Origin of the sequence: Segatella copri (genome assembly GCF_015074785.1) — a bacterium.
Taxonomy (GTDB): domain Bacteria; phylum Bacteroidota; class Bacteroidia; order Bacteroidales; family Bacteroidaceae; genus Prevotella.
Genome location: NZ_CP042464.1, coordinates 2260148 through 2283672, shown reverse-complemented (window position 1 = coordinate 2283672; position 23525 = coordinate 2260148). Strand labels below are relative to the sequence as shown.

The 23525-nt window shown below is 45.1% G+C and carries 19 protein-coding genes; 15 read left to right on the top strand and 4 right to left on the bottom strand.

Annotation, left to right across the window (positions count from 1 at the left end; translation table 11 throughout):
• Position 1 precedes the first annotated feature (1 nt).
• The 6 genes from csx2 (FO447_RS09805) to FO447_RS09780 all read left to right on the top strand — a co-directional run bounded on the left by csx2 (FO447_RS09805) (position 2) and on the right by FO447_RS09780 (position 7570).
• The gene (csx2, locus tag FO447_RS09805; RefSeq protein ID WP_200756167.1) at positions 2–1255 is read left to right on the top strand and encodes a TIGR02221 family CRISPR-associated protein; all 1254 of its coding nucleotides are present in this window, start codon (positions 2–4) and stop codon (positions 1253–1255) included.
• A gap of 112 nt (positions 1256–1367) precedes the next feature.
• Positions 1368–2594: a transposase gene (locus FO447_RS09800; RefSeq protein ID WP_117664388.1), complete on the top strand. Its 1227-nt coding sequence runs from the start codon at positions 1368–1370 to the stop codon at positions 2592–2594.
• 366 nt (positions 2595–2960) lie between these two features.
• On the top strand, positions 2961–3677 hold the full coding sequence (locus tag FO447_RS09795) for a helix-turn-helix transcriptional regulator (RefSeq protein ID WP_203031491.1): 717 nt from the start codon (positions 2961–2963) through the stop codon (positions 3675–3677).
• 5 nt (positions 3678–3682) lie between these two features.
• Positions 3683–4981, top strand: a complete 1299-nt coding sequence (csx2, locus tag FO447_RS09790; protein WP_118201684.1) for a TIGR02221 family CRISPR-associated protein — start codon at positions 3683–3685, stop codon at positions 4979–4981.
• A gap of 52 nt (positions 4982–5033) precedes the next feature.
• The gene (locus tag FO447_RS16075; RefSeq protein WP_234698975.1) at positions 5034–5522 is read left to right on the top strand and encodes an ADP-ribosylglycohydrolase family protein; all 489 of its coding nucleotides are present in this window, start codon (positions 5034–5036) and stop codon (positions 5520–5522) included.
• A 485-nt stretch (positions 5523–6007) separates the two neighbouring features.
• Positions 6008–7570, top strand: a complete 1563-nt coding sequence (locus FO447_RS09780) for an ATP-binding protein (protein ID WP_200756165.1) — start codon at positions 6008–6010, stop codon at positions 7568–7570.
• A gap of 77 nt (positions 7571–7647) precedes the next feature.
• On the opposite strand, the gene ftsZ is transcribed toward FO447_RS09780, so the two are convergent.
• Positions 7648–8982, bottom strand: coding sequence for a cell division protein FtsZ (gene ftsZ / locus FO447_RS09775; protein WP_234698974.1), 1335 nt, complete (start codon positions 8980–8982; stop codon positions 7648–7650).
• Positions 8983–9122: 140 nt separating this feature from the next.
• On the opposite strand from ftsZ, the gene FO447_RS09770 reads away from it, so the two are divergent.
• The 9 genes from FO447_RS09770 (at position 9123) to FO447_RS09730 (ending at position 20002) form a co-directional block, all read left to right on the top strand.
• Positions 9123–9716, top strand: a complete 594-nt coding sequence (locus FO447_RS09770; RefSeq protein ID WP_200756164.1) for a hypothetical protein — start codon at positions 9123–9125, stop codon at positions 9714–9716.
• Positions 9717–9856: 140 nt separating this feature from the next.
• Positions 9857–10351: a flavodoxin FldA gene (gene fldA / locus FO447_RS09765; protein WP_117586565.1), complete on the top strand. Its 495-nt coding sequence runs from the start codon at positions 9857–9859 to the stop codon at positions 10349–10351.
• 81 nt (positions 10352–10432) lie between these two features.
• Positions 10433–10786: a DUF2023 family protein gene (locus tag FO447_RS09760; protein WP_022120342.1), complete on the top strand. Its 354-nt coding sequence runs from the start codon at positions 10433–10435 to the stop codon at positions 10784–10786.
• Positions 10787–11133: 347 nt separating this feature from the next.
• Positions 11134–15501, top strand: coding sequence for a cobaltochelatase subunit CobN (locus FO447_RS09755; protein WP_200758541.1), 4368 nt, complete (start codon positions 11134–11136; stop codon positions 15499–15501).
• Between the two features lie 65 nt (positions 15502–15566).
• Positions 15567–16256 (top strand): hypothetical protein, encoded by a 690-nt coding sequence (locus FO447_RS09750; RefSeq protein ID WP_234698972.1) that lies wholly within the window; start codon positions 15567–15569, stop codon positions 16254–16256.
• On the top strand, positions 16256–16846 hold the full coding sequence (locus FO447_RS09745; protein WP_022120345.1) for a MotA/TolQ/ExbB proton channel family protein: 591 nt from the start codon (positions 16256–16258) through the stop codon (positions 16844–16846). The genes FO447_RS09750 and FO447_RS09745 overlap by 1 nt, the downstream gene beginning before the upstream one ends.
• Before the next feature lie 55 nt (positions 16847–16901).
• Entirely contained in the window at positions 16902–17246 is a 345-nt protein-coding gene (locus tag FO447_RS09740; protein ID WP_022120346.1) for a DUF2149 domain-containing protein, read from the top strand.
• Between the two features lie 63 nt (positions 17247–17309).
• The gene (locus FO447_RS09735) at positions 17310–17792 is read left to right on the top strand and encodes a calycin-like domain-containing protein (protein WP_118139633.1); all 483 of its coding nucleotides are present in this window, start codon (positions 17310–17312) and stop codon (positions 17790–17792) included.
• Between the two features lie 35 nt (positions 17793–17827).
• On the top strand, positions 17828–20002 hold the full coding sequence (locus tag FO447_RS09730; RefSeq protein WP_200756163.1) for a TonB-dependent receptor: 2175 nt from the start codon (positions 17828–17830) through the stop codon (positions 20000–20002).
• 430 nt (positions 20003–20432) lie between these two features.
• Here the strand turns inward: FO447_RS09730 and FO447_RS16070 are convergent, their stop codons facing one another.
• The 3 genes from FO447_RS16070 to FO447_RS09710 all read right to left on the bottom strand — a co-directional run bounded on the left by FO447_RS16070 (position 20433) and on the right by FO447_RS09710 (position 23466).
• Complete coding sequence (locus FO447_RS16070) at positions 20433–21461, bottom strand: hypothetical protein (protein ID WP_234698971.1); 1029 nt, start codon at positions 21459–21461, stop codon at positions 20433–20435.
• A gap of 7 nt (positions 21462–21468) precedes the next feature.
• Positions 21469–21972 carry a hypothetical protein gene (locus FO447_RS09715; protein ID WP_228115359.1) on the bottom strand — a complete coding sequence of 168 codons (504 nt, stop codon included), beginning with the start codon at positions 21970–21972 and terminating at the stop codon, positions 21469–21471.
• A 198-nt stretch (positions 21973–22170) separates the two neighbouring features.
• Positions 22171–23466, bottom strand: coding sequence for an ATP-binding protein (locus FO447_RS09710; RefSeq protein WP_200756162.1), 1296 nt, complete (start codon positions 23464–23466; stop codon positions 22171–22173).
• Positions 23467–23525: the final 59 nt, after the last annotated feature.

Here is a 23525-nt window from a genome sequence, read left to right as displayed (position 1 = left end):
TATGGCAAAGGTACTCATTTCATTTATCGGTACAGGTCCTCTGGTGAACAAGGGGACATTGGGGGAGGAGAAGTCTGCCCGTGAATATCGCAGGGCTTCTTATCATCTGGGTGAAGAGAATCTGGGTGAATACTCATTTATGGCAGCTGCATTATATGAAACTCAGAATATAGGCAAGGTTATATTAATTGGTACTGCCCATTGTATGTGGGAAGAGGTATATCGCTATTTTCAGGAGAAGAACGGCGGTGTGGTTGACGAGGATGTCTATTGTGAAATCGCAGAGCATTGTGAAGCGGCTACCAGCATGAGTGAATTGTATATCCCTCATGCCAAGGAGATAGAGGCGGCTATTGGAAAGGATGCCCATCTTGCTCTCATAAGATATGGCGTGAATGAGGAGGAAATCAATGAGAATATCAACATCATCCTGCAGCTGAACCAGTTGCTCTCTACGGGAGATGAACTCATCGTGGATGTTACCCATTCTTTCCGCTCATTGCCTATTACCATCATGAATCTGCTTCTTTATCTGAGGAATGTCAGCAGCAAGAATATCAAGATTTCTCATATATATTATGGTATGATAGAGATGAGCAAGGAGTATGGTTATGCTCCGATTGTGGATTTGAAGAAAATCCTCAAACTCAATGACTGGATTGTGGGAGCCATGGCTTTCAAGCAGTATGGAAATGCCTATCAGATTGCAGGGCTCATTCAGCAGGAGGATACGGATGTGACCAATCGTTTGAAGCATTTCTCGGATGTGATGAATCTCAACCATCTGTATGCCATCTCTCAGGAGACCCAGTCTTTGAGAGCTTTGATGAAAAAGGATTTTGATTCGATGCTTCCTGAAATGATTGTGAAGCCGGTGGTGAAGAATTTTCTCAATAATTTCAAGGGAACCGAGCAGGATCCTGCACGGTTCCAATATCAGCTGGCCCAGTGGCAGTTTAAGCACATGAACTATACGGCTGCCTTGATTTCCTTGCAGGAGAGCATTCTTTCCTATGCCTGTCAGCTTGCAAATCACGACCCTTTTGACAAGGATGAGCGTCAGGAAATTAAGGATGTCATTTGCAATGACAAGGAGTTCATACCATTTGAGTTGAGAGGAGTATATTTCGAGATTACTAAAAACCGAAATGTCGTGGCTCATGCCCTGGAGAGTAATTTCTCTTCGGGCAAGATTATTGAAAGTTTAAGAACATCGCTTATTACGGCGGGAAAATATATTACAATACTCTGTTAATTCTTATGTAATCGATTGAAAATGAGAGAGTTAATTAACGTAATATAACTAATAAAATTTGGTTAAGTGGCTGATTATCAGTAACTTTATAGTTCTCTAAGCTCAAAGTTATATGACATCAGAACCACTCAACCAATATACGGAAATATGCAGAGATGCTATCAAAAGTTCATCTGCAAAGTTAAGCAAAACTTTCGAGAGTCTACTCTTGGAAATACTTTTATTGTACATGACGATACAAAGAAAGATAAATTTCACTCAAATGGAGCGTTACGGCACCCATTGTGAGCAGACCTACAGAACGAACTTCAACCGTGGTCGTGCTAAATGCATAGACTGGGTGAAGTTCAACCTTGCCCTATGCCGACGTTACTTGAATATGGATGGTCTATTGGCTATAGCCATCGATCCGAGCTACATCAGCAAGTCGGGTAAGAAGACTCCGCATATCGGTACTTTCTGGTCCGGTTGTGCAAGTTCCATGAAGCATGGGCTTGAAATCATGGGGCTTGCACTTGTCGATGTCCATGCCAACAGTTGCATGATGCTGCGCGCCCATCAGACTCCATCTACTGGAGAATTGAAAATGCGTAACATGACTCTCGTGCAACATTACATAGCGGTCATCAAGCGTTATAAGAAGGATTTGTTGAAGGTCACCGATATTGTTGTCGCTGACGCTTTCTTCTCTATCCGTCCGTTTGTGGACGGAATCAAAGAGTGCGGTTTCCATCTTGTCAGCCGCTTCAGGGATACTGCGAGCCTATATTATGTGTATACGGGACCTCGTTCCAATAAGCCTGGACGTCCCAAGACACTTGACGGAAAAATCAACTACAAGAAACTTGACCTCACACGTATGGCAGAGTTGCATATTGAAGGACTTGAAGGCACAGCCTACACACTCATAGCCTATTCAAAGGCATTGAAGCAGAAAGTGCGCCTTGTCATTTGGGTTATGCCGAACGGAAAACACAAGCTTTTCTTCTCAACAAAGACATCCATGTCGGGTGAGGAAGTGTTGCGCACATACCGCTCAAGATTCCAAATAGAGTTTTGTTTTCGCGATGCAAAGCAATATACTGGTCTTACGCATTGCCAAGCAAGACACAAGAACCAGTTGGACTTTTCCTATAATGCATCATTCGCATCACAGAATGTTGCGAAAGTGATGATGAAGGAAAATGAATTGCCGTATTCCATGGCTTCTTTCAAGGAGATTATGGCAAGCACATACATCGCTAAATTAATTTTCAACAAGTGTCGGAGAATACCGAACCGAAAGTTAATTAGTCATACTATCAAAGAACTCTTTGGCTGGCAACGTAAAGCTGCTTAGCCATTATCTCAAATTTTAACGAACTATTGATATTAACTAACAATTAAAATTATGGGTAAGGGTAATATAATATGTCAGAAGCGTTTGGAACTCATTGATGAATGTTTGCGCAAGTATGATCGTCCAATGACAATAAAGGAAATCAGTAAATATTGTAATCAGCGGTTAAATACAGATACCACTGAGCGTATGTATCGTTATTACTTGGAAAAAATAGATTCTGATTATGGTCTTAAAATTAACAGAGATCAGAAAAGAGACGGTTGTCAATGTTTTGTATATCAAAATATCGGCTCCTCTATTATTAAGGGTAATTCTGCAGCCAACCAAGTGGTTTTATGCAATTTAAATAAGATCAAGAAGACATTGGGTGATTTTCTGGGATTAGGCTTGGAGTCTTCCTTGACCACCCTGACTGATGAAATCAACAAGTTCCTGGGGTATGATAAAGATAATCGCCCAGTCATTTCTTTTGAGAAAGTATTGCTGGAGTCTCATGGTAGAGTGAAGCCTCATGATCTGCTGGAGCCTTTACTCAAGGCTATCATACAGCATCAGACCATGGACATTAGATATGAGGTTCCTGGAAGAGGTAAGCGTGAGTGGACCGTATTTCCTCAGTTCCTCAAGCAGTATAACCAGCGATGGTATCTCATTGCCACCAGGCACAGAGACGAGGTAGAGGGAAAAATCTACAACCTGGCTCTGGACCGAATTCTCAAGATGGAGGCCAACCAGCATATTCATTATAAGGAATGTGATGTTGATTTTTCTGTTTACTTTGAAAATGTGGTGGGTGTAACCAAGCCGGATGGTGCGGAACCGATTTTAGTGAAGTTACGTATAGATCGTGGTGAGTATCCATATATAGAGAGCAAGCCTATTCATACCTCCCAGGAAGAGCTTTTTGAAAGTGATGGAGACAAGGATTATGTTTACGTATCTTTATATGTGTATGACAACTTTGAGTTGAGGAGCAAAATCTTGTCATATGGAAGCAAGGTTACAGTCATGGAGCCAAAGAGTTTAAGAGATAAGCTTGTTCATGATTTGAAGAAGTCTCTTGAAAATTATCAGGATTAAGCTTTATGAGTAGAAGAGTTTTTTTATCTGTATTGGGAGTGGCTTTCTATGAGACCTGCCGATACAGAAAGGACGATTTCACAGGAAGTGAGTCTCTTTTTGTGCAGAAGAGTTTACTCGAATATTTACAGCAGCAGGAGAACTGGGGAGGAGAAAACGACCTGGTTCTTATGCTCCTGACAGATTTGGCAAGAAAGAATAACTGGGACAAGAATCTGGAGACACGTTTCTGTAGCAAGCTCCAGAAAGAGGTTGCGTATCAGGGATTAGAGAAGATATTGCAGGATATGAATCTCTCCTATCAGGATATTGCGATTCCGGATGGTAAGGACAGTGACCAGATGTGGGAGATATTTGAGGTTATCTTTGATGAGCTTCAGGAGGGTGATGAACTGTATCTTGACATCACTAACAGTTTCCGTTATCTTCCTATGCTACTGGTTGTGCTTGTCAACTATGCCAAGTTGCTCAAGAATGTGAAGGTGAAGGCCATCTTTTATGGTAATTACGAGGCTCGTGACAAGGAGAGCAACATTGCACCTATCATGGATCTGCTTCCTCTTTCTGTTTTGCAGGACTGGACGTTGGCTGCTTCGGATTATCTGCGATATGGTCAGGTGCAGAAGCTCTATGAATTGTCGGAATCATCACTTCTCCCAATCTTGAAGAATACAGAAACCCGCACTAAGGACACTGAGATGTTGCGTGCCTTTGTCCGGAAGTTGAAGGAAATGGTGGAGGAACGAACCACCTGTCGGGGGTATGCCATTGTGGATAGCAAGAACGTGTGGAATCTGAAGCGCACTGCAGGTGGAATACAGAAAGTGACGATTGTTCAGCTCAAGCCTATCTTTGAAAAGATCAAGCAGTCGTTGAATGATTTTGATGCCAAGGAGAATGTTTTGAACTGTATCAAGGCTGCCAAGTGGTGCTGTGCCAACAAGCTTTATCAGCAGGCTACGACCATGTTGGAAGAAGGTCTAGGTACTTTCCTGTGCTGTCATTATCAGCTTGACTATCGTAACAAGGTTTGTCGCGATGCTGTGTTCAGTTGCATTGCTATCAAGACACAGAATAAGAATACTGATGGTCTGGAGACTACTAATGAGTTCGTTACGAAAATCCTAGCAGATGATAGTGTTTGGGGGAACAAGGAATTTGTGACTATCTTGCAGCAGGTGGTTGAATTACGCAATGATTACAACCATGCAGGATTCAAAGACAATCCTTTTTCTGCTCAGACGATCATTGGTAGGGTAGAGCAACTACTGGATGGAATTGAGGATGTCTTGTCTCAGATATAGTATTTACCTGCAAATATTTATTAACAACTTTAATAATCAAGAATTTACAATTATGACGTTACTAAAGAAAATAACGTATTTATGGAATACACTTCTTCGTAAAATGAGGAAACAAGAGGAGATGCTGGATACAAATGGGAGGACTGGCTTGGCTTTTCCTACAACTGGTATCATTGGAGCAATCGCTGGCGATTGCTTCGGGGCTGCGTATGAATTTCATCCAGTGAAGCATGGGGACTTCGATATATACAAAGAGCCTCGTTTTATGGATGACACGGTTATGACCTTGGCTGTTGCGAAATGGCTGACAAGTGTTCCTGAATCTATCATCTCATATCTAGAAGCAGATAGTTATACTTCGACTATCCGTAATGCAATCTCGCTTGGGGGGGATGCAGACACGATGGCGTGCATGGCTGGAGGAATAGCTGTTGCAACCAAAGGGATGGAATTGCCGGAAGAACTGGCTCGTTGTGTATATAATAATGTGCTTGATGATAATCTTCGTCAGATACTTGATGAGTTTAACAGGGGCTATTAAACGCAGAATCCTGCCGGCATCACTGCCAGCAGGATTCACTTTCAAAAACCGAACCTAAAAGTCTACCTTGTAAATTCTATCTATGCAATATCTATTGTAACCTGAATAAGTCTAATTACCTTTAAAAACTAAATCCTATTATATGAATAACGCTGCAAAATGAACTGTTCTTTATCTTTTACTCGGCAGTTGTCTGCTGCTTTGTGGATTCTTTGCCGAACCCGCTATTCATAGTCACAATCTGCGTGCCAAAAAGATGAATGAAATTAATGTCCGTTGATTATCAGGTGTTTATGTCTTCTATGCCAAGAGCGGATGGTGTGGGAAATGGGGAAGGAATGTGGAAACATTCCCCACAAAGTTGGGGAATGCAAGCATTGTTTTTATTAGTAAGATAGCTCGTAACTATTGTTAATAATAAGAAAAACGCTTGCTTTCTGAAATATTATCTGTATCTTTGTACCTGAATTATTAAGAGTAAGATTATGGCTTCAAAGAGATATCCTTTGGGAATACAAACGTTCTCCGAAATCGTGAAGGGGAATTACTTCTATGCTGACAAGACGGCTATTGTCTATCAGTTGGCTCATTATGCCAAATTTCATTTTCTGAGTCGCCCACGTCGATTCGGAAAATCCTTGTTTGTATCTACCCTCCAGGCTTACTTCGAGGGCAAGAAAGATCTATTCAAGGGACTTGCCATCGAACAGATGGAGAAGGAGTGGACGGCATATCCTGTCATCCACCTGGATCTGAGCTGTGGTAAGTATTATAGTTTGGAGAATACATATTCAATTCTAAACGGAATACTAGAAATAGAAGAGAAAAAATATGGTTTAAAAGTTAATCCAATAGATGAGAAGTCTTTTGGAGGTCGTCTTAAGAACATCTTGCTTGCAGCAGCTGCTCAAACAGGTAAACAAGTTGTAGTTCTCATCGACGAATATGATGCCCCGATGCATGATTCTGTCAGTGACGAAGAGTTGCAGAAGACCATCCGCAACATCATGCGAGATTTCTTCAGTCCATTGAAGCAGCAAGAGGGAAATATTCGTTTTGTATTCATCACAGGCATCTCCAAGTTTAGCCAGCTCAGCATCTTTAGCGAGTTGAATAATCTCAAGATTCTCACGTTGAAGGATGAATACAGTAGCTGTTGTGGTATAACCAAGAGTGAATTGACTCAGTATTTCCGTGAGGGTATCGAGGAGATGGCTGAACATAATGGACTCACTTATGAGGAGACCTTAGGGCAACTCAAGCAGCATTATGATGGCTACCACTTCAGTATCAATAGCGAGGATATCTTCAATCCTTACAGCATTATCAATGCTTTGGACGATAAGGAGTTTAATAGCTATTGGTTTACATCTGGTACGCCTACTTTCTTGATAGAACTGATGCAGCAGAAGAATTTGGACATGATGGACTTAAATGATATCTGGGCTAGAGCAAAACGCTTCGATGTTCCTACTGAGACTATTACTGACCCTGTGCCAGTCCTTTTCCAAAGTGGCTATCTTACGATTAAAGGATATGACAAGCTGTTGGGTATGTATTACCTCAGTTTCCCTAATCAAGAAGTTAGACAAGGCTTTTCGGAAAGCCTTTGCCAATATTATACCCCTTCAGAGGTAGGCGAACTTGATGCAATCGTATATGCTTATAAAAAGAATGTGCTCATCAATGACGATATGGGAGCCTTTATGCCTCACTTGAAGGCATTCTACGATAAGTTCCCATATACGATTATCAACAATAATGAGCGTCACTATCAAGCCGTGATGTTCACCATCTTCACTATGCTTGGCGAAGATGTGAAGGTGGAGCATACTACTTCTGATGGAAGAATAGACCTTGTGCTCAAGACGGATAAGAGTATCTTTATCTTTGAGTTGAAATATAAGAAGTCTGCTGATACCGCCATGACGCAAATCAGCGATAAGGACTATGCTAAGGCTTTTGCTGATGATGGACGGAAGGTAGTGAAAGTGGGTGTTAACTTCTCGGAAGACCAGCGAAGCATAGAGGATTGGGTGATAAAATAAATGACATCTTGAGGTTGATAAAACGCAAAAAATCCTGCCGGCATCATTGCCAGCAGGATTTTTTTGCATCACAAAGGCTATTCATCTTCCGTAATGATTTCTAAATCTTCAGCTATTTTCTTCAGTCTGTCTCTTATCCTCTTCGCCAAGGTTGGTTGCTTTTGCTGAATGACAGGCTTTGGGGGCTCTTCTTCTACGACTGGAGATTCTTCTGTCGGAGCATCGGGGATGAGTGGGGGCTGCTCATCATCAGGGATGTCTGTAGATTCTATGTTTGATGGCTCTATAGGAATATCCTCTTCTGGGGGATCTGCCTTCTTTTGAGATTGGAAGTCGTCACGTATCGGATGATAAAGCTTGTCGATAATTCTCTGGTAATCATCTTCATCCTTGGTGGTTGTGACTGGATTGTCCTGAATTTCATCTGTCAGCTCGTTGTTGAGACCTGTTGCCAGGATGGTGACTTTGGCATCCTCGTCCAAACTGTCATCATCAGAGAGACCCCAGATAACCTTGATGTCTGGATTCAGTTCATCGAAGAAGGCATCTATCTCTCGCATTTCCCTAACGAAGATAGGGTGCTTGCTGGAGGTATAGATGTTGAAGAGGATGCGCTGTGCATTGCTGATGTCGCTGCCGTAGAGCAATGGGGAATCCAAGGCATTGAGAATGGCATTCTGAACTCTGCCTTCTCCGCTGGCCCTGCCCATCGCCATGATGGCACCGCCGCCGCTCTTGATGGTAGTCTCAATGTCACGGAAGTCAAGATTGATGGTACCCTCTACAGTGATGAGTTCTGAGATGCTCTTGGTGGCATCGCTCAGCACCTTGTCTGCTAGTTTGAATGCATCTTTTACGGTTATCTCAGAGTCGGCATAAACATCGCAAAGACGTTCGTTGTTGACGATGAGCAAGGCGTCCACGTTCTTGCGCATTTCTTCTACACCTTGTAGAGCCTTGACGATTTTCTTTCGCTTTTCAAAATAAAATGGAATGGTGATGATACCCACCGTCAAGATACCCATGCTTTTGGCGATGCCTGCAATGACGGGTGCAGCTCCTGTGCCGGTACCGCCACCCATGCCGGCTGTAACGAATGCCATCTTGGTTCCGTCATCCAAGAGTCGCTTGATGTCTTCCTGTGTATTCTGTGCTTCGCTTCTTCCTACTTCAGGATTAGCACCTGCTCCCAAACCGCTCTTTCCGAGCATGATTTTTACAGGCACAGGTGATTTGGATAGCGACTGGCTATCCGTATTGCAGACGGCAAAGCTTACATTTACAATACCTTCTGAGTACATATTCTTAACGGCATTGCATCCGCCACCACCCACACCAATCACCTTGATGATGTTCTTGGTGGTGTCTTCTGTCTGTCCGAAATCTATAGGTGTCCAATCTTCTTTCATCATTTTAATTTTCAATTTTGACCACAAAGATACATATAAAGAGTCAGATTACCTATGAAAAAACAAATGCAAGCCTTGCAAAAGATAATTTTTCCAAGGAGTGAAACGAAATTTCCCATTCTTTTTGTATTTTTGCAACCAATATGCAAGAAGAGACAAGAAATATGACAGTAGAGGAGAAGGCCGCTCTGGTAAAGCAGCTTTCCACCCAGCTTTTGACAGAAGGAAGGACAGACCTTTTGCTGAAAGCCATCAGTGTGCCCGTATTGGAACAACTCCGTATTGAGGCGGCAAGGGCAACTCTCAGCCCTTTGGTCATTACGGAAGATTACCGCTTCTTGCTCCCTGACTATGGCAACAAGGAGGTGCAGCTCAGTCCAATCCACAAGGCTCTCTATCTCCTTTTTCTGAATCATCCGGAAGGAATAGAGTTCAAGAATCTGGTGGATCATCGTGAGGAACTGCTCTCTCTCTACCGAAAAACCGGCAACAGAATCGACCTTGAAAAAATCACAGAAACAGTGCGTCGCCTGACGAACCCTCTTGATAATGCCATCAATGAGAAATGTTCGCGTATCAAGGCTGCTTTCTCCGACTTGATGGACGAATACCAGGCAGACTATTATATCATTAATAGCCACGTGAAGCGCCACCAAGGCTCTTCAATGAAGATATGGTTCGAGAGGTTGAAAATTATCAACCTCCCGAGGGAATTGGTTGTTTATCAATGTTCTTGATGTTTGCTCTCACCTCATTTGAAATCTATCCCCATATTTAGGTATTTCTGCGAAACCATCATTTTTAGGTATTGCAGATGATGGAAAAAGGATGTATCTTTGCACCCGAAAATAAATGTAACTAAAAGTAAGATAGACAAATGAAAACAACAATCGTAATTTATGGCTCTTCTACTGGCTCATGCCAGTCGATTGCCGAAACCATCGCCTCTAAGTTGGGCGTGGAAGCTGTAGATGTAGCTAACATCGATGACGCTACTATCACAAGTCATGAGAATCTTCTTCTCGGTACTTCTACCTGGGGTGCCGGCGAGATGCAGGATGACTGGTATGATGGCGTGAAGACATTGAAGAGTGCCGGCTTGGCTGGCAAGACTGTGGCCCTGTTTGGTTGTGGCGACAGCGAGTCTTACCCTGATACATTCTGTGGCGGCATGAAGGAACTCTATGATGCTGCCGTTGAGGCTGGTGCTACCGTATTGCCTGGTGTTTCTACAGACGGATACACCTATGATGACAGTGAGGCAATTGATGGCGACAAGTTCCTGGGACTCGCACTCGACGAGGTGAACGAGGACGACAAGACAGAGGAGCGTATCGATGCCTGGCTCGAGGACATCAAGCCAGCGTTATAATTTTACAAAAATATTTTTCAAGAATTGGAGAATGATGGAATTCTCTGATTCTTGGTTTAAAAACAGATAAATTCGGATAGTATGCAGCAGGAAATCGCAACACCAGTAGATTTGAAGGTTCTGATGAATCATATATATGAATATAAGAAGGGCGTGCGCCGCCTGGTGCTCTACACCTTCAACAAGAAATATGAGTCTTTTGCCATAACTAGATTAGAGCGTCAGAACATTGATTATATCATCCAGCCGGTTGGCAACGACCGTCTGAATCTCTTTTTTGGTAAGAAAGAATGTCTGGATGCTATCCGCATGATAATCACCAAACCATTATGCCAGCTTACACCGGAGGAGGATTTCATCTTGGGTGCCATGCTGGGATATGACATCTGTGCCCAATGCGAACGCTATTGTGAGCGGAAGAAGAAGGTTTGCTAAGCTTTTCTTTCATCTTCGTAATGTTTTATGTTTATAAGTAGAAAGAGCGTGATTGCCGTAATGGTGATTACGCTCTTTCTGCATATTTCGGAATAATTCCTCTTTTTGAGGGCTGTTCTGACGGAATAATTCCTCTTTTTGAGGGCTGAAATGAAAGAAAAGGTCTGAAAACGCTACTTATTTATTAGTACTGACTATATCAATGCGTTTAACCTGATACCAACTTCTAAGTATAAAAAATGTGAAAATCACAATTTCTCGGTATTGTACAATTTCTAAATAAGTCTTACCTTTGCAGCCCGAAAAAAGGAATAGATATGAAAAAAGGATTAGGAAAAATTAGAAAGATTAAAAAGAAACACATCTTCCTGGCCTTATTGGCTGTGATTGTTCTGGGAGGTTTGGCGAAGGCTTACTCTGCCTGGGTGGGTACTACCCGCATCGCTTTCCTCAACTATCAGGCTATTGCGCTGGGACAGATTTCGCATGCCAACGACAATGCGATGATTAAACTGAGTGAGATCACAACCGATGATTTCGATCATCTGGATGATTACGATATGATTATCGTGAATGGTATGGGACTCCGAATCGACGAGAACCAGCGCAAGCAGTTGGAAGAGGCTTCCTACAAGGTGCCAACCCTGACTCATGCTGCTACCAACCCAGCCAACAATATCGTATCGGTAGATAATTTCGATGCAGATTATCTGATGCAGTACATCGAGAACGGCAGCAAGAAGAATTATCACAGTATGCTCGCTTACATCCGTAAGTTTATTGACGGAAAGAAGTTCATGGCTCCAGAACCGGAACGTGTGGATGAGCGACCAGACTATCTCCTGACTCATTTTGACCTGAAAGATGAGAAGGGTGATGAACTGGGTTTCAACAGCATCCGTGAGTACAATGCCTTCCTGGCGAAGAACGGATTATATAAGAAAGGTGCTCCTACCATCTTGCTCACCGGTTTTATGGGTGCGGCTCCTGATATGGAGAAGGCTTTTGAGAAGAAGGGATTCATGGTGTATCGCATCAACCAGCTGCAGAGCTTTATCGCCGGTCATCATGCCGACAGTATCCAGGCGAATGCCGTAGTGAATATGGCGCATGGCAGACTGGGCGATTACTTCGTTGAGTTCCTGAAGCAGAAGAATATTCCTCTGTTCTCACCTCTTAATATCAACCGCTTGACCACCGAGTGGGAGAACGACAAGCAGGGAATGAATGGCGGCTTCATGTCGCAGAGCATCGTGACTCCGGAGATTGATGGTGCCATCCGTCCATACGTGGTTTTCGGACAGCGTATCAACAAGGACGGCTTGCAGGAGGTTTACGGCATCCCAGACAGAATGGAGAGTTTCGTGGAGAGCGTGCAGGGTTATGTGAATCTGAAGAACAAGAAGAACAGCAGCAAGCGCATCGCCATCTTCTACTTCAAGGGTCCCGGTCAGAATGCACTTACCGCTTCGGGAATGGAAGTGGTTCCATCGCTCTACAATCTCCTGGTTCGCTTGAAGAATGAGGGATACAATGTAGGCAAGTTGCCAGCCAATCCTCAGGAACTGGCAAAGATGATCCAGGCTCAGGGTGCTGTCTTCGGAACCTATGCCGAGGGTGCTTATACCCAGTTCCTGAAGTCTGGACATCCTGCCCTGGTTACCGCCCAGCAGTTTGCCGGATGGACCCAGAAGGCTTTGTCTAAGAAGATGATCAAGGAGATGAATCAGCTCTATGGTTCCTTCCCTGGCAAATATATGGCTACCGATGACGGTAAGTTGGCGGTGGCAAGATTGCAGTTTGGCAATGTGGCCCTGCTTCCACAGGTGATGGCAGGCGTGGGAGGCGACTCCTTCAAGATTGTGCATGGCACCGACCAGGCACCTCCTTACACCTATGTTGCCTCTTATCTCTGGGCTCGTTATGGTTTCAGTGCCGATGCACTCATCCATTTCGGAACCCACGGATCTCTGGAATATACCCCTAGAAAGCAGGTGGCACTCGGCAGCAACGACTGGAGTGACCGATTGATTGGTGTGGTTCCACATCTTTATATATATACCATCGGCAATGTGGGCGAGGCGATGATTGCCAAGCGCCGCACCTATGCCCAGACCCAGAGCTATCTCACTCCTCCTTTCAAGGAGAGCGAGTTGCGACAGACCTATAAGCAGTTGAGCGATGCCATCCAGTCATACGAGAAGAAGGCATCTGACGAACAGTCGCTCAAGGTGAAGGCGCTGACCGTGAAGATGGGAATAGCACGCGAATTGGGGCTCGATGCCAAGCAGATGAACAAGCCTTATTCTGCAGATGAAATTGCGAGAGTAGAGAACTATGCAGAAGAGTTGGCTAACGAGAAGATTACCGGCAAACTCTATACTTTGGGTGTGCCATACGATAACGATGATGTCCGCACCAGTGTCTATGCGATGGCTACAGATCCTATTGCCTACGGAATGCTGGCAGTAGATAAGTTGAAAGGTCGTGCTCAGGAGGGTGTGGAGAAGCACAAGCAGCTTTTCGACCGTCTCTATCTGAGTAAGGCACGCAATACCGTGACCCAGCTTCTGGGTTCTGCCTCTGTTTCTGATGAATACATCTGCCGTTATGTAGGAATCACTCCTGCAGAACTCCAGATGGCACGTAAGGTAGAGGCGATGCAGGCAGCTCCGGATCCTATCCAGATGATGATGCAGATGGCAGACCAGATGGGTGGAGCGAAGGAGGCGAAGCCGAAGAAGGTAGACCACCGTACGGTAAGCGAGCTCCGTGCTGCCAAGGTTTCTCATAAGAAGAAGATTCCGCAGATGAGTCGTGAGGCTTTTGAGAAGATGGAGCAGACCGGTCGCTTCCCTGACAAGATGATGGAAGCTATCAAAAAGGGACAGAAATGGTATCAGCAGGATTTGAAGAAGGCGAAGATGGCGAAAGCCGGCAAGGGCAAGGCTTCTCAGACCGGAAAATCTTCTAAAGAAAAGGGTATGATGATGTCGAAGGCACCTAAATATACCCGTCAGCAGATTCATCTGGCTCAGGCGATTACTACCGTAGAGCATGCCTTGCAGAATGTGGGCAAGTATTCGGAGGCGCTCCGTCAGAGTCCGCTCAACGAGATGTCTTCTCTGATGAATGCCCTGAATGGCGGCTTTACCGCTCCATCTCCTGGTGGTGATCTGATTGTGAATCCGAACACCCTGCCTACCGGTAGAAATCTCTTCTCCATCAATGTAGAGAATACACCATCGGAGGATGCCTGGGAGAAGGCGAAGGAACTTTGCGACAATACCATCAAGATGTATTGCGAGCGACATAAGGGTGAATATCCTCGTAAGGTGAGCTACACGCTCTGGAGTAGCGAGTTTATCGAAACAGAGGGTGCTACCATCGCTCAGATTCTCTATATGCTCGGTGTAGAACCGGTAAGAGATGCCTTCGGTCGTGTTACCGATCTGCGTCTCATCCCATCCAAGCAGTTGGGCCGTCCTCGCATCGATGTCGTAGTTCAGACTTCCGGTCAGCTCCGCGACCTGGCAGCATCCCGTCTCTTCCTCATCAACAAGGCGATAGAGATGGCGGCAAATGCCAAGGGTGATAAGTATGACAACCTGGTGAAAGCCGGTGTTACCGAATCGGAACGAGTGCTCGTAGAGAAGGGTATGTCGCCAAAGGAGGCACGCGAGGTTAGTATGTATCGAGTGTTTGGTGGCGTAAACGGCAACTATGGCACCGGTATCCAGGAGATGGTAACCGCAGGCGACCGCTGGGATAAGGAAAGTCAACTTGCCGAGGTCTATCTGAACAATATGGGTGCCTTCTACGGTGATGAGAAGAACTGGGAGACCGTGCGTAAGGCTGCTTTCGAGGCAGCGCTGACCCGTACCGATGTGGTAGTTCAGCCACGACAGAGCAACACTTGGGGTGCTTTGAGTCTGGACCACGTATATGAATTCATGGGAGGTATGAACCTCGCAGTGCGCAACGTAACCGGTAAGGATCCGGATGCTTATCTCGCCGACTATCGCAACCATAGCAATATGAGAATGCAGGAGGTGAAGGAGGCTATCGGCATCGAGGGCAGAACCACTATCTTCAACCCAGCCTATATCAAGGAGAAGATGAAGGGTGGAGCCAGCAGTGCCAGCACATTCGCTGAAATCGTAACCAATACCTACGGTTGGAATGTGATGAAGCCAAAGGCTATTGATAAGGAAATGTGGGACGAGATATATAATGTATATGTCAAGGACAAGTACAATCTCGGAACCAAGGAGTTCTTCGACAAGCAGAATCCGGCAGCGCTGATGGAGATGACCGCCGTGATGATGGAGAGTGCCCGCAAGGGAATGTGGAAGGCTACTCCTCAGCAGCTCAAGGACATTGCCAAGCTTCATACCGAGACCGTGAACAAGTATAAGCCTTCATGCTCCGGTTTTGTCTGCGACAATGCCAAGCTGCGCAACTATATCGCCAGCAAGACCGATGCTGCTTCTGCCAAGGAATATCAGCAGAATGTAGAGCAGATCCGCGATGCTGAGGCTGCGAAGAACAGCAGCGACAAGGGTATGGTGATGAAGAAGGAGACGCTGAGTGAGGATGCTCAGAAGACCACCACTGTGGTGAGCGGCATCGTAGTAGGTGTCATCGTCATCGTAGCGTTCGTTGTGCTCGCAGTATATTTGCGACGTCGTCGCAAAATGATGAGTGAAGAATAATTCAACACTTAACAGTGAAGAATAATTCAACATTCAACATTTAACATTCAACATTTTTAAAAAAAGTGGAGACATTAGTTTTAGTAATGATGATATTGGTTTGCTTCAGTTTTGTGCTGAAGCAGACCTTCCACGGAGTGAAGGAGATTATGATCATCTCGGTGCTCGTAGCCTTCTTCGTGGGAATGACCTGGCCATTTGCCATCGAGCAGTCGAAGACGCAGATCGCGGCTTGGATAGCCGACCAGAAGCTGATGCTCGATATGGCGGTGCTGCTGAGTATCGACGTGGCACTTACGATGCTTTTCTGTGTGCACCACGTAGATTTGAAGACTTCGGAACATGTGGGCCGCCGCAAATGGGTGTTCTTCATCTTCCTGAAGTACTTCCCGGGTTTGCTGGTTTTCCCAGTGCTGTTCAGTGTTCTGGTGATGACCATCTTCCTGCTTCCCGGCGTATCGTTCCAGGTTGTGGCATGGGTGCTTGCCGTAGTATTGCTGGTTTTGACTCCGGTATTCACCTACGGTTTGAGATGGCTCTTGCCGGAGCGACCAATCCGCTTGGAACTGCTCTTCCTGGTAGAGGTGCTGCTCGGATTGATGGGCATCATCGGTACGGTGAATGGCAGGACAGCGGTGGCAGGCTTCAACAGTTTCGATGCCCTCTCGCTTCTCGGCATCATCGCCATCGTCATCGTAGGAATGGCGATAGGATGGGCAATTTACAATTATCAAATTAAAAAATATAGAGTATAATGAATTACATATCAGACGTTTTGTTTTGGATTTCCACAGGCATGCTGGTTCCTGTGATTATTTTGTTGATTTTCTTCTTCCTCAGAGCCTTGCTGCTCCTTGGAGGTTTCTTCGGACAGTATCTTGTAAAGCGCAAGTCGGGTGCGGAGATTCGTGAACAGATGAACACCCTGACACTCGATAACATCGATACCCTGGGCGATCGCTTGCCAAAGAACAAGCAGGCAGTCATCGTTTCCTATATGAAGAAACTCGTGGACAACCGTCAGAGCAAGGCGCAGGTAAACCGCATCCTCGACCAGTATGCCCAGTTTGTAGAGAAGGATCTTTCTCTTCCTTCTACACTCCTGAAGATGGGTCCGATGCTCGGTTTGATGGGTACCTTGATTCCGATGGGTCCTGCCCTGGTAGGCCTTTCTACCGGCGATATTGCTTCGATGGCTTACAACATGCAGGTGGCTTTCGCTACCACCGTAGTGGGATTGTTCTCTGCAGCCATCGGTTTTGTAACCAAGCAGACCAAGAACCGCTGGTACACCGAGGATATGAGCAACCTCGAGTTTATGGCAGACCTTTTGGAGGAAAAGTAAAAAGGCTTTTAAAGGTAAAAAAGTAAAAAGGTAAAAAAGTTAAGATATATAATTTATGAGACAGAGACGCAGAAATAGGCTTGCGCATGATGGCGAGGATGATGATCCGATGAGCGTAGTGAGCAACCTCTTCGATGTGGCGATGGTGTTTGCCCTTGCCCTGATGGTGGCACTCGTTTCGCGCTATAATATGACGGAAATGTTCAGCAAGGATAACTTCACGATGGTGAAGAACCCTGGCAAGGAGAATATGGAAATCATTACCAAGGATGGACAGAAGATCAATCGCTATACTCCTTCGGAAGACCAAAGTAAGAAGTCGGGCAACAAGGGAAAGAAGGTTGGCATTGCTTACCAGCTGGAGAATGGCGAAATCATCTATGTTCCGGAAGATAAATAATCGGGGATTGCAAATCCCCTCAAACAGAAAATATTATTGTAACTAAAAGAAAAATAAAGAAAAATGAAAAAGTTTAAGACAATGATGGCCATGATGTTGGCTTTGGTTTCTATGTGTGTAGCATTCAGCTCTTGCAGCAGCGATGATGATCCTGTAGCAGTAGCTGCGGCAAAGGAAATTGCGGGTACCTATACCGGTAGTTTGAATATGACCGTAATGGGCGAGGCTTCTACATACGATAATCTTACCATGAAGATTGAGGCTGTAGATGATGCTACAGTCAAGGTTACCTTACCTGCTTGCGGCGAGGGTATGATGGCTCTTCCTGCTCTGGAGGTACCTGCTGTGAAGGCTTCCGGTTCTAACGGTGCTTATGCTTTCTCTCAGGAGAACTATGCAGGTACTATTACCGTGAATGGTGCAGAGAAGAAGTACACAGTTACTTTGCATGGTACATTGAAGGACAAAACCCTGACCGTCAACTATTCTGTGCAGTATGGCAAAATGCCTATGCCAATGATTGGTAAGTTTGTTTGTACAAAATAAAAGGATTGTTTCAGGATAAGCTTTGATATAATTCGATGAAACAAAAGATATTCGCACTATTCCTAATCCTTTGCGGATTGTGCCTGAATCTGAAAGCCGAAACCCAGGGCGATGTCGTGGGTAGGGTGCTCGATGATTCGGGCGCACCTCTGGCGGGTGCTACCGTCCAGATTTTGCATGCAAAGGGTGGGGTAACAACTGATGAAGACGGATATTTCCGCATTCCTTACAGCAAGGATGGAGCGGTGAGAGTGAAGGTGAGCTTTGTGGGCTATCAGACTCAGACTTTCGTACTGAAAGCGGATGAGAGAAAAGGTGAGCAGCATGTGCTTCGCCTTCAACCGGATGCTACTGCCCTCGATCAGGTGGTAGTTACCGCAACCCGAACTCCGAAGGCTTTGAAGGATGCTCCTGTGGTAACCCGTCTGATTACCGCCAATGATATCAAGATAGCTGATGCTACCAATATCCAGGACCTCCTCACCGAGCAGATGCCGGGTCTGGAATTCGGCTATGCCATGAATCAGGAGACTTCTCTCAATATGAATGGTTTCGGTGGAAATGCCGTGCTCTTCCTCGTAGATGGCGAGCGATTGGCTGGCGAAACCATGGATAATGTAGATTATAGTCGTCTGAACTTGGATAATGTAGGACGTATCGAGATAGTAAAGGGTGCTGCTTCGGCGCTCTATGGCGCCAATGCCGTAGCCGGAGTCATCAACATCATCTCCCGTGAAAACAGCGAGCCTTGGACTGCTAATGTCAACACCCGCTACAACGACTTCAACAAGGAGTGGCGCCACGGTGGAAGCTTCAGCTTCAATGCCAGAAAGTGGAATTCGCAGACCAGCATCCAGCGCACCACATCGGATGAGGTTCAGCTCACCAGTCCCTTCGATACAGAATCCAACATCCTCCATATTTATGGTGGCGAGACTTTCAATGTGAAAGAGCGACTTACCTACAAGCTCTCTGATAAGGTAAAACTGATAGGTCGTGGCGGTTATTTCAATCGTATCAGTAAGCGCAGCAACTATGATGATCATTACATGGATTATTCTGCCGGACTGAAGACCGTGATGAATCTTTCGGAGAATGATAATCTGGAGATTTCTTACGGCTTCGACCAGTATGACAAGGCTCGATATGTGAATGATGAGCGTACTCACGACCATGATTATACCAACCGTCAGAACACCGTCCGTGCCCTGTATTCCCATATCTTCGGCAAGAATACATTGACGGTAGGTGCAGATTTCCTGAACGATTATCTTACCACCTATCAGTTTGAGGATAATGAATCAAAGAATCAGAATTCATGTGATGCCTTCGCCCAGTTCGATTACAATCCTTTGCAGTGGTTGAACATCGTGGCAAGTCTTCGTCATGATTACTTCTCTGCATCCAGCCAGCATGCCACTACTGGTCGTCTGGCTCTGATGACCAAGTGGAAGGGTTTCTCCATCCGTGCCAACTATGCCGGCGGATTCCGTGCCCCAACGCTCAAGGAGATGTATATGAACTTTGATATGGCAGGTATGCAGATGATTTACGGTAATCCGGATCTGAAGCCGGAGAAGAGCAACAACTACAACCTGGCGCTGGAGCATACCGGAAGGGTGAAGAATGCTGGCTTCTTTACTGGTCAGTATAGTCTTACCCTGATGGGCTATTATAATAAGTATGATAAGCGCATCACTACCGAGGATTATGCCGATTATATCCCGGGAACCGGTCAGCCGGATGTGGCTTCGCGTTATTGCAACGAGGATGGAGTAGAGGTGAGCGGCATCGACTTCAGTGCCCAGTACCGTTCGGATATGGGACTCGGTGTGAAACTCGACTACAGTTATCTCCATGTGGGTGGCAGAAGTGTAGATTCCCAGTTCTCCCAGCCTCGTCCGCATTCAGCTACCTGGCGTCTCGACTACGATCGCCAGCTCTGTTCGTTCTATCGCATCAATGCCGCTCTGTCAGGCAGATACCTGTCTGCTCCTGATACGAACATCAAGAAGCATGACAGCAGTTATCAGTTGTGGAAGTTCACGCTTCAGCAGCGATTTCTGGATGCCGTCAATCTGAATCTTACGGTAGATAATCTTTTCGGTTATACGCCAAAGAACTATTATTGGAGTTCTGCGATGACCACCGGCCGCACCTTCTCAGTAGGGCTTTCGGTTGACATCGACCGTTTCGTAAAGGTATTCTAATAAAAATAGCAGGGTGGACCAGTCTTCCATCCTGCTTCTTTTTTATTAATAGCACCCCTCTAACTGTATAGATAGCCGCGCTTTTTGCAAAGTTTTAAAGCTTTGTCAAATCTCTTAGTAGTGTCAAGTTTATACATTATTCCCCTAAGATAGTATCAAACATTTCATCAACAGAATTCCAATGGGTAACTCTGCCTTTCTCCTTGTCTTCTTCGGCAAGTTCTAGATTTGTTTTCTTTGGTTTCATGACAGAAATATCAATTTACAGCAGCAAAATTACGTTTTTTTCTCTAAACAACCAAGCAAATTAAAAGATTTTTTTAATTTTGGTATAGTGTACCCGTTTTTATGTGCTAACTTCAAGGATTTACAGTCTCCTGACGGTATGATGGATGGAAGTCTCATCTTAGGGCGATTTTCCTTATTTTGCCTAGAACCATCTCTTCTTCATTTTCTTCAAGAATTCCTTGGTGATAGGGAAGCCGGAGGCATCACCTATTACGGAGTCGGTATAACAGAAGGGACATTCAGCTGTAGGCGGCTCATCAGGGAGGTAATCTGTGATTTCGGATGGCGAGAAGATTTCGCCGCAGAAGAAACAGCCGCACTTTTCTGACTTCTCAATCTGTTCCTTGTTGCTGTAGCTGCAATCGTGAGCCTGGCGAAAGATCCTGTCTTTCTCCTCCTCTTCTTTCTGCTTTTTCTCAGCCTTTTCCAAATACCCCTTGAATCGTCTCTGAAGATAGAGCGGCACATGATAGTGAGGGGCGAAGACATACAGCGACGGAACGTGGTCGTGGTATTCGTAGCCGGGACCATCTATCACGGTATAGCTGTCATCTGTCTCATCATATGGCAGTTTATCCAATCCCCTTTTATCCTTGGCAGCCTGGTTTCTCTCCCAGATCCATTCCGTGGTAAGCGGAGTACCTACAACGATGGCAAGTTTCACCTCATCGCCACGATATACTTCCACGATGTCACCCTTCTTGAATCTGATCTGTTCTGTGTTTCTGCCTCGGAAGGTCTCGTCAGGATGACGGTCGTATGCAGGCGAATCGCAGACTCCCGGATAGTAGATGCTGAACCTCGAACAGCAGTAAGACCGGTCGATCAGTTTTCCCTCACCGTCATACACTCTTTCAGAAAGACATTCACGGTCGTAGTGCAACAGTCCCAGCGGAATCTCCGAGATATAATAGCAGAAGGTATCCAGCGGATAGTCGTCTTCCTCCTTCATCTTCTTGCGGTAAAGGACATCCTGGTGCATCAGTCTCTCTGCCTCCTCCAAAGTTGTAGTGAAGGCTTGCGGACAATAGGTGTTCACCTTATATTTCGGATAATGTGAACGCTTTTTCTCCTCCAGCTCTTCTGTTTCTAATACTTCGAGCTTGAAGATGGCAGGAACATCCCGATGCTGTGGATGTTCAGCCAATTGCTTGAATTCTTCGTATGTCATGGGATGGTTATTTTAAGAATTTATGAAACTTGAGAATCTGAGATCTAAGTTCAGGTATTCTGATGCCTTCAGAGTCTTTGCCTTCTTGATTGTTAAGATTCCTTTTGCTGATAGTTTTATGAATTTTCAGTTTTCTCATGTCCGACTTGCCGTTAGCTTTATGGTTCCACCAAGGCTTGGGATATGCATGTCTTTTTTTGTATCTCGTGCCATCGCAGTTCTGGATAAAGATTTCCAATACTAATCCATCCATTTGACAATCATGCGGGATGTTGATGGCACGTCTTTGGATATCCATTTCGTAGAAGATACTTCCGTCCTTTTTGCAGAGCACGATGTCCAGATAGTCTGGCATATCAGGTATAGTTCCAGGCTCTGACATTTGTGGTTGAAACTCCCCAAACTCTTCCTTCACATACTCGAATAGTCCCCGAGTATATTTTTCGATATCCACCCCTACATATCGAGTATAGGTGTATTTGATGATACATAAAGACATTTTATTTGCCATTTTATTCTTTCTTTTTGGTTATACCTTTATAATATAGTAATATGAGGGGAAAATTTCAAAAAAAAGCGCCAATATTTTGAAAAAAAGTATTGGCGCTTTATTATTGAATTCGCTGGCTTATAAGTCCGCCCTAACTATGTTAAAAAAGGTAGTTAGGGCGGTGGTATCCTAAGTGAGGTAAGGATGAGTGCCCTTTTCTTAGTCTTTTAATGTAGCCAAAGGTATAACCTTTACTCCATCTTCCCTGGTATAAGCCATTTCGCCTCCTGTCATGACAATCAGCAGGTCTGGTTCTCTGAGTGGCATCTGATGCTCTGTCTTGTTCTTCTCACGAATCAGATCCCGTAGTTGCAGGAGATGCTTGGCACCATCTTCTATCTCCCGACTACCCAACTTGCATTCTATCAAGGCATAGCGGCCATCTGCAAGATGAAGCACGATGTCTGCCTCCAGGTCATAGCGGTCGTGATAGTAAGAGACTCTACCTCCCAAGGCTTGCGAATATACCTTCAGGTCGCGAATGCACATACACTCGAATATGAAACCAAAGGTTCGAAGGTCTAATTCCAGACTTCTTGGTGACATACCCAAAGCAGCAACAGCTATGGAAGGATCTACAAAGCAACGCTTGGCTCCCGAACGGATTGCAGCGGCTGAGCGGATTGCCGGACACCATGCCTCCACATCTTCTATGACAAACAATCGTTGCAGGGCAGAAACATAATCATCAAATGTTGGCATCGACGTTTTCTCCATTTCTACCGTGATGTCTGCCAACATCTTGGATTTCTTGACGAGGGTGCAGATGTTCCGGGCATAAGAACGCATGATGAGTCGAGCCAAAGCTGGCTGTCTTCTTACGCCATCTACCCTCGATATATCTTCATCGCAAATCACATTTACGTAATCCTGTGCTATCAGTAATTGTGCCTCCTGCGAAGTGACGTCCAATGATGCTGGCCAACCGCCTCGGCAAGCAGCAAAAATCAGTTTCTCCACGGTCATGTCTGACAGAAATCCATCAATATCGTAAGCTGGGTCATCAAACAATAAACGTAAAGATATGGTGCCTGTTGATTCCTTTGACTCATAAAGGCTCATAGGATACATGGGCATCTTGGAGATGCGGCCAGTACCCGTATGCATGATTTCTCCGTTTTTGTCTTCGACGACTGTAGAACCGGTTAAGATAAACTGACCTTTCTGGTTTCGCTCATCTACGGTATTCCGAACAGCATCCCATAAAACTGGTGCTACCTGCCACTCGTCTATCAGTCGTGGTGTTTCGCCTTTGAGCAGCAAGGATGGTTTGGTGCGTGCCGTCGCCAGATATCCTTCACGCTTATCTGGATCTTGCATCTTGATTACGCTCTTTGACTGCTGCATGGCCGTAGTGGTTTTTCCGCACCATTTTGGTCCAACAATCTGTACTGCTCCAAAGGCTTCCAGACGAAGTCGGAGCATTCTGTCTGCTATTCTATCTAAATACTTCATATTCAATATATTTTTGTTTGCAAAGATAGTAATAAATAGTGGAATCTACAAATAATTTT

Excerpts from the sequence above, each read along its gene's own strand:
- csx2 (WP_200756167.1), top strand. The coding sequence starts at position 2 with ATGGCAAAGGTACTCATTTCATTTATCGGTACAGGTCCTCTGGTGAAC.
- FO447_RS09800 (WP_117664388.1), top strand. The coding sequence starts at position 1,368 with ATGACATCAGAACCACTCAACCAATATACGGAAATATGCAGAGATGCT.
- csx2 (WP_118201684.1), top strand. The coding sequence starts at position 3,683 with ATGAGTAGAAGAGTTTTTTTATCTGTATTGGGAGTGGCTTTCTATGAG.
- FO447_RS16075 (WP_234698975.1), top strand. The coding sequence starts at position 5,034 with ATGACGTTACTAAAGAAAATAACGTATTTATGGAATACACTTCTTCGT.
- FO447_RS09780 (WP_200756165.1), top strand. The coding sequence starts at position 6,008 with ATGGCTTCAAAGAGATATCCTTTGGGAATACAAACGTTCTCCGAAATC.
- ftsZ (WP_234698974.1), bottom strand. The coding sequence starts at position 8,982 with ATGATGAAAGAAGATTGGACACCTATAGATTTCGGACAGACAGAAGAC.
- FO447_RS09770 (WP_200756164.1), top strand. The coding sequence starts at position 9,123 with ATGCAAGAAGAGACAAGAAATATGACAGTAGAGGAGAAGGCCGCTCTG.
- fldA (WP_117586565.1), top strand. The coding sequence starts at position 9,857 with ATGAAAACAACAATCGTAATTTATGGCTCTTCTACTGGCTCATGCCAG.
- FO447_RS09760 (WP_022120342.1), top strand. The coding sequence starts at position 10,433 with ATGCAGCAGGAAATCGCAACACCAGTAGATTTGAAGGTTCTGATGAAT.
- FO447_RS09745 (WP_022120345.1), top strand. The coding sequence starts at position 16,256 with ATGAATTACATATCAGACGTTTTGTTTTGGATTTCCACAGGCATGCTG.
- FO447_RS09740 (WP_022120346.1), top strand. The coding sequence starts at position 16,902 with ATGAGACAGAGACGCAGAAATAGGCTTGCGCATGATGGCGAGGATGAT.
- FO447_RS09735 (WP_118139633.1), top strand. The coding sequence starts at position 17,310 with ATGAAAAAGTTTAAGACAATGATGGCCATGATGTTGGCTTTGGTTTCT.
- FO447_RS09730 (WP_200756163.1), top strand. The coding sequence starts at position 17,828 with ATGAAACAAAAGATATTCGCACTATTCCTAATCCTTTGCGGATTGTGC.
- FO447_RS16070 (WP_234698971.1), bottom strand. The coding sequence starts at position 21,461 with ATGACATACGAAGAATTCAAGCAATTGGCTGAACATCCACAGCATCGG.
- FO447_RS09715 (WP_228115359.1), bottom strand. The coding sequence starts at position 21,972 with ATGGCAAATAAAATGTCTTTATGTATCATCAAATACACCTATACTCGA.
- FO447_RS09710 (WP_200756162.1), bottom strand. The coding sequence starts at position 23,466 with ATGAAGTATTTAGATAGAATAGCAGACAGAATGCTCCGACTTCGTCTG.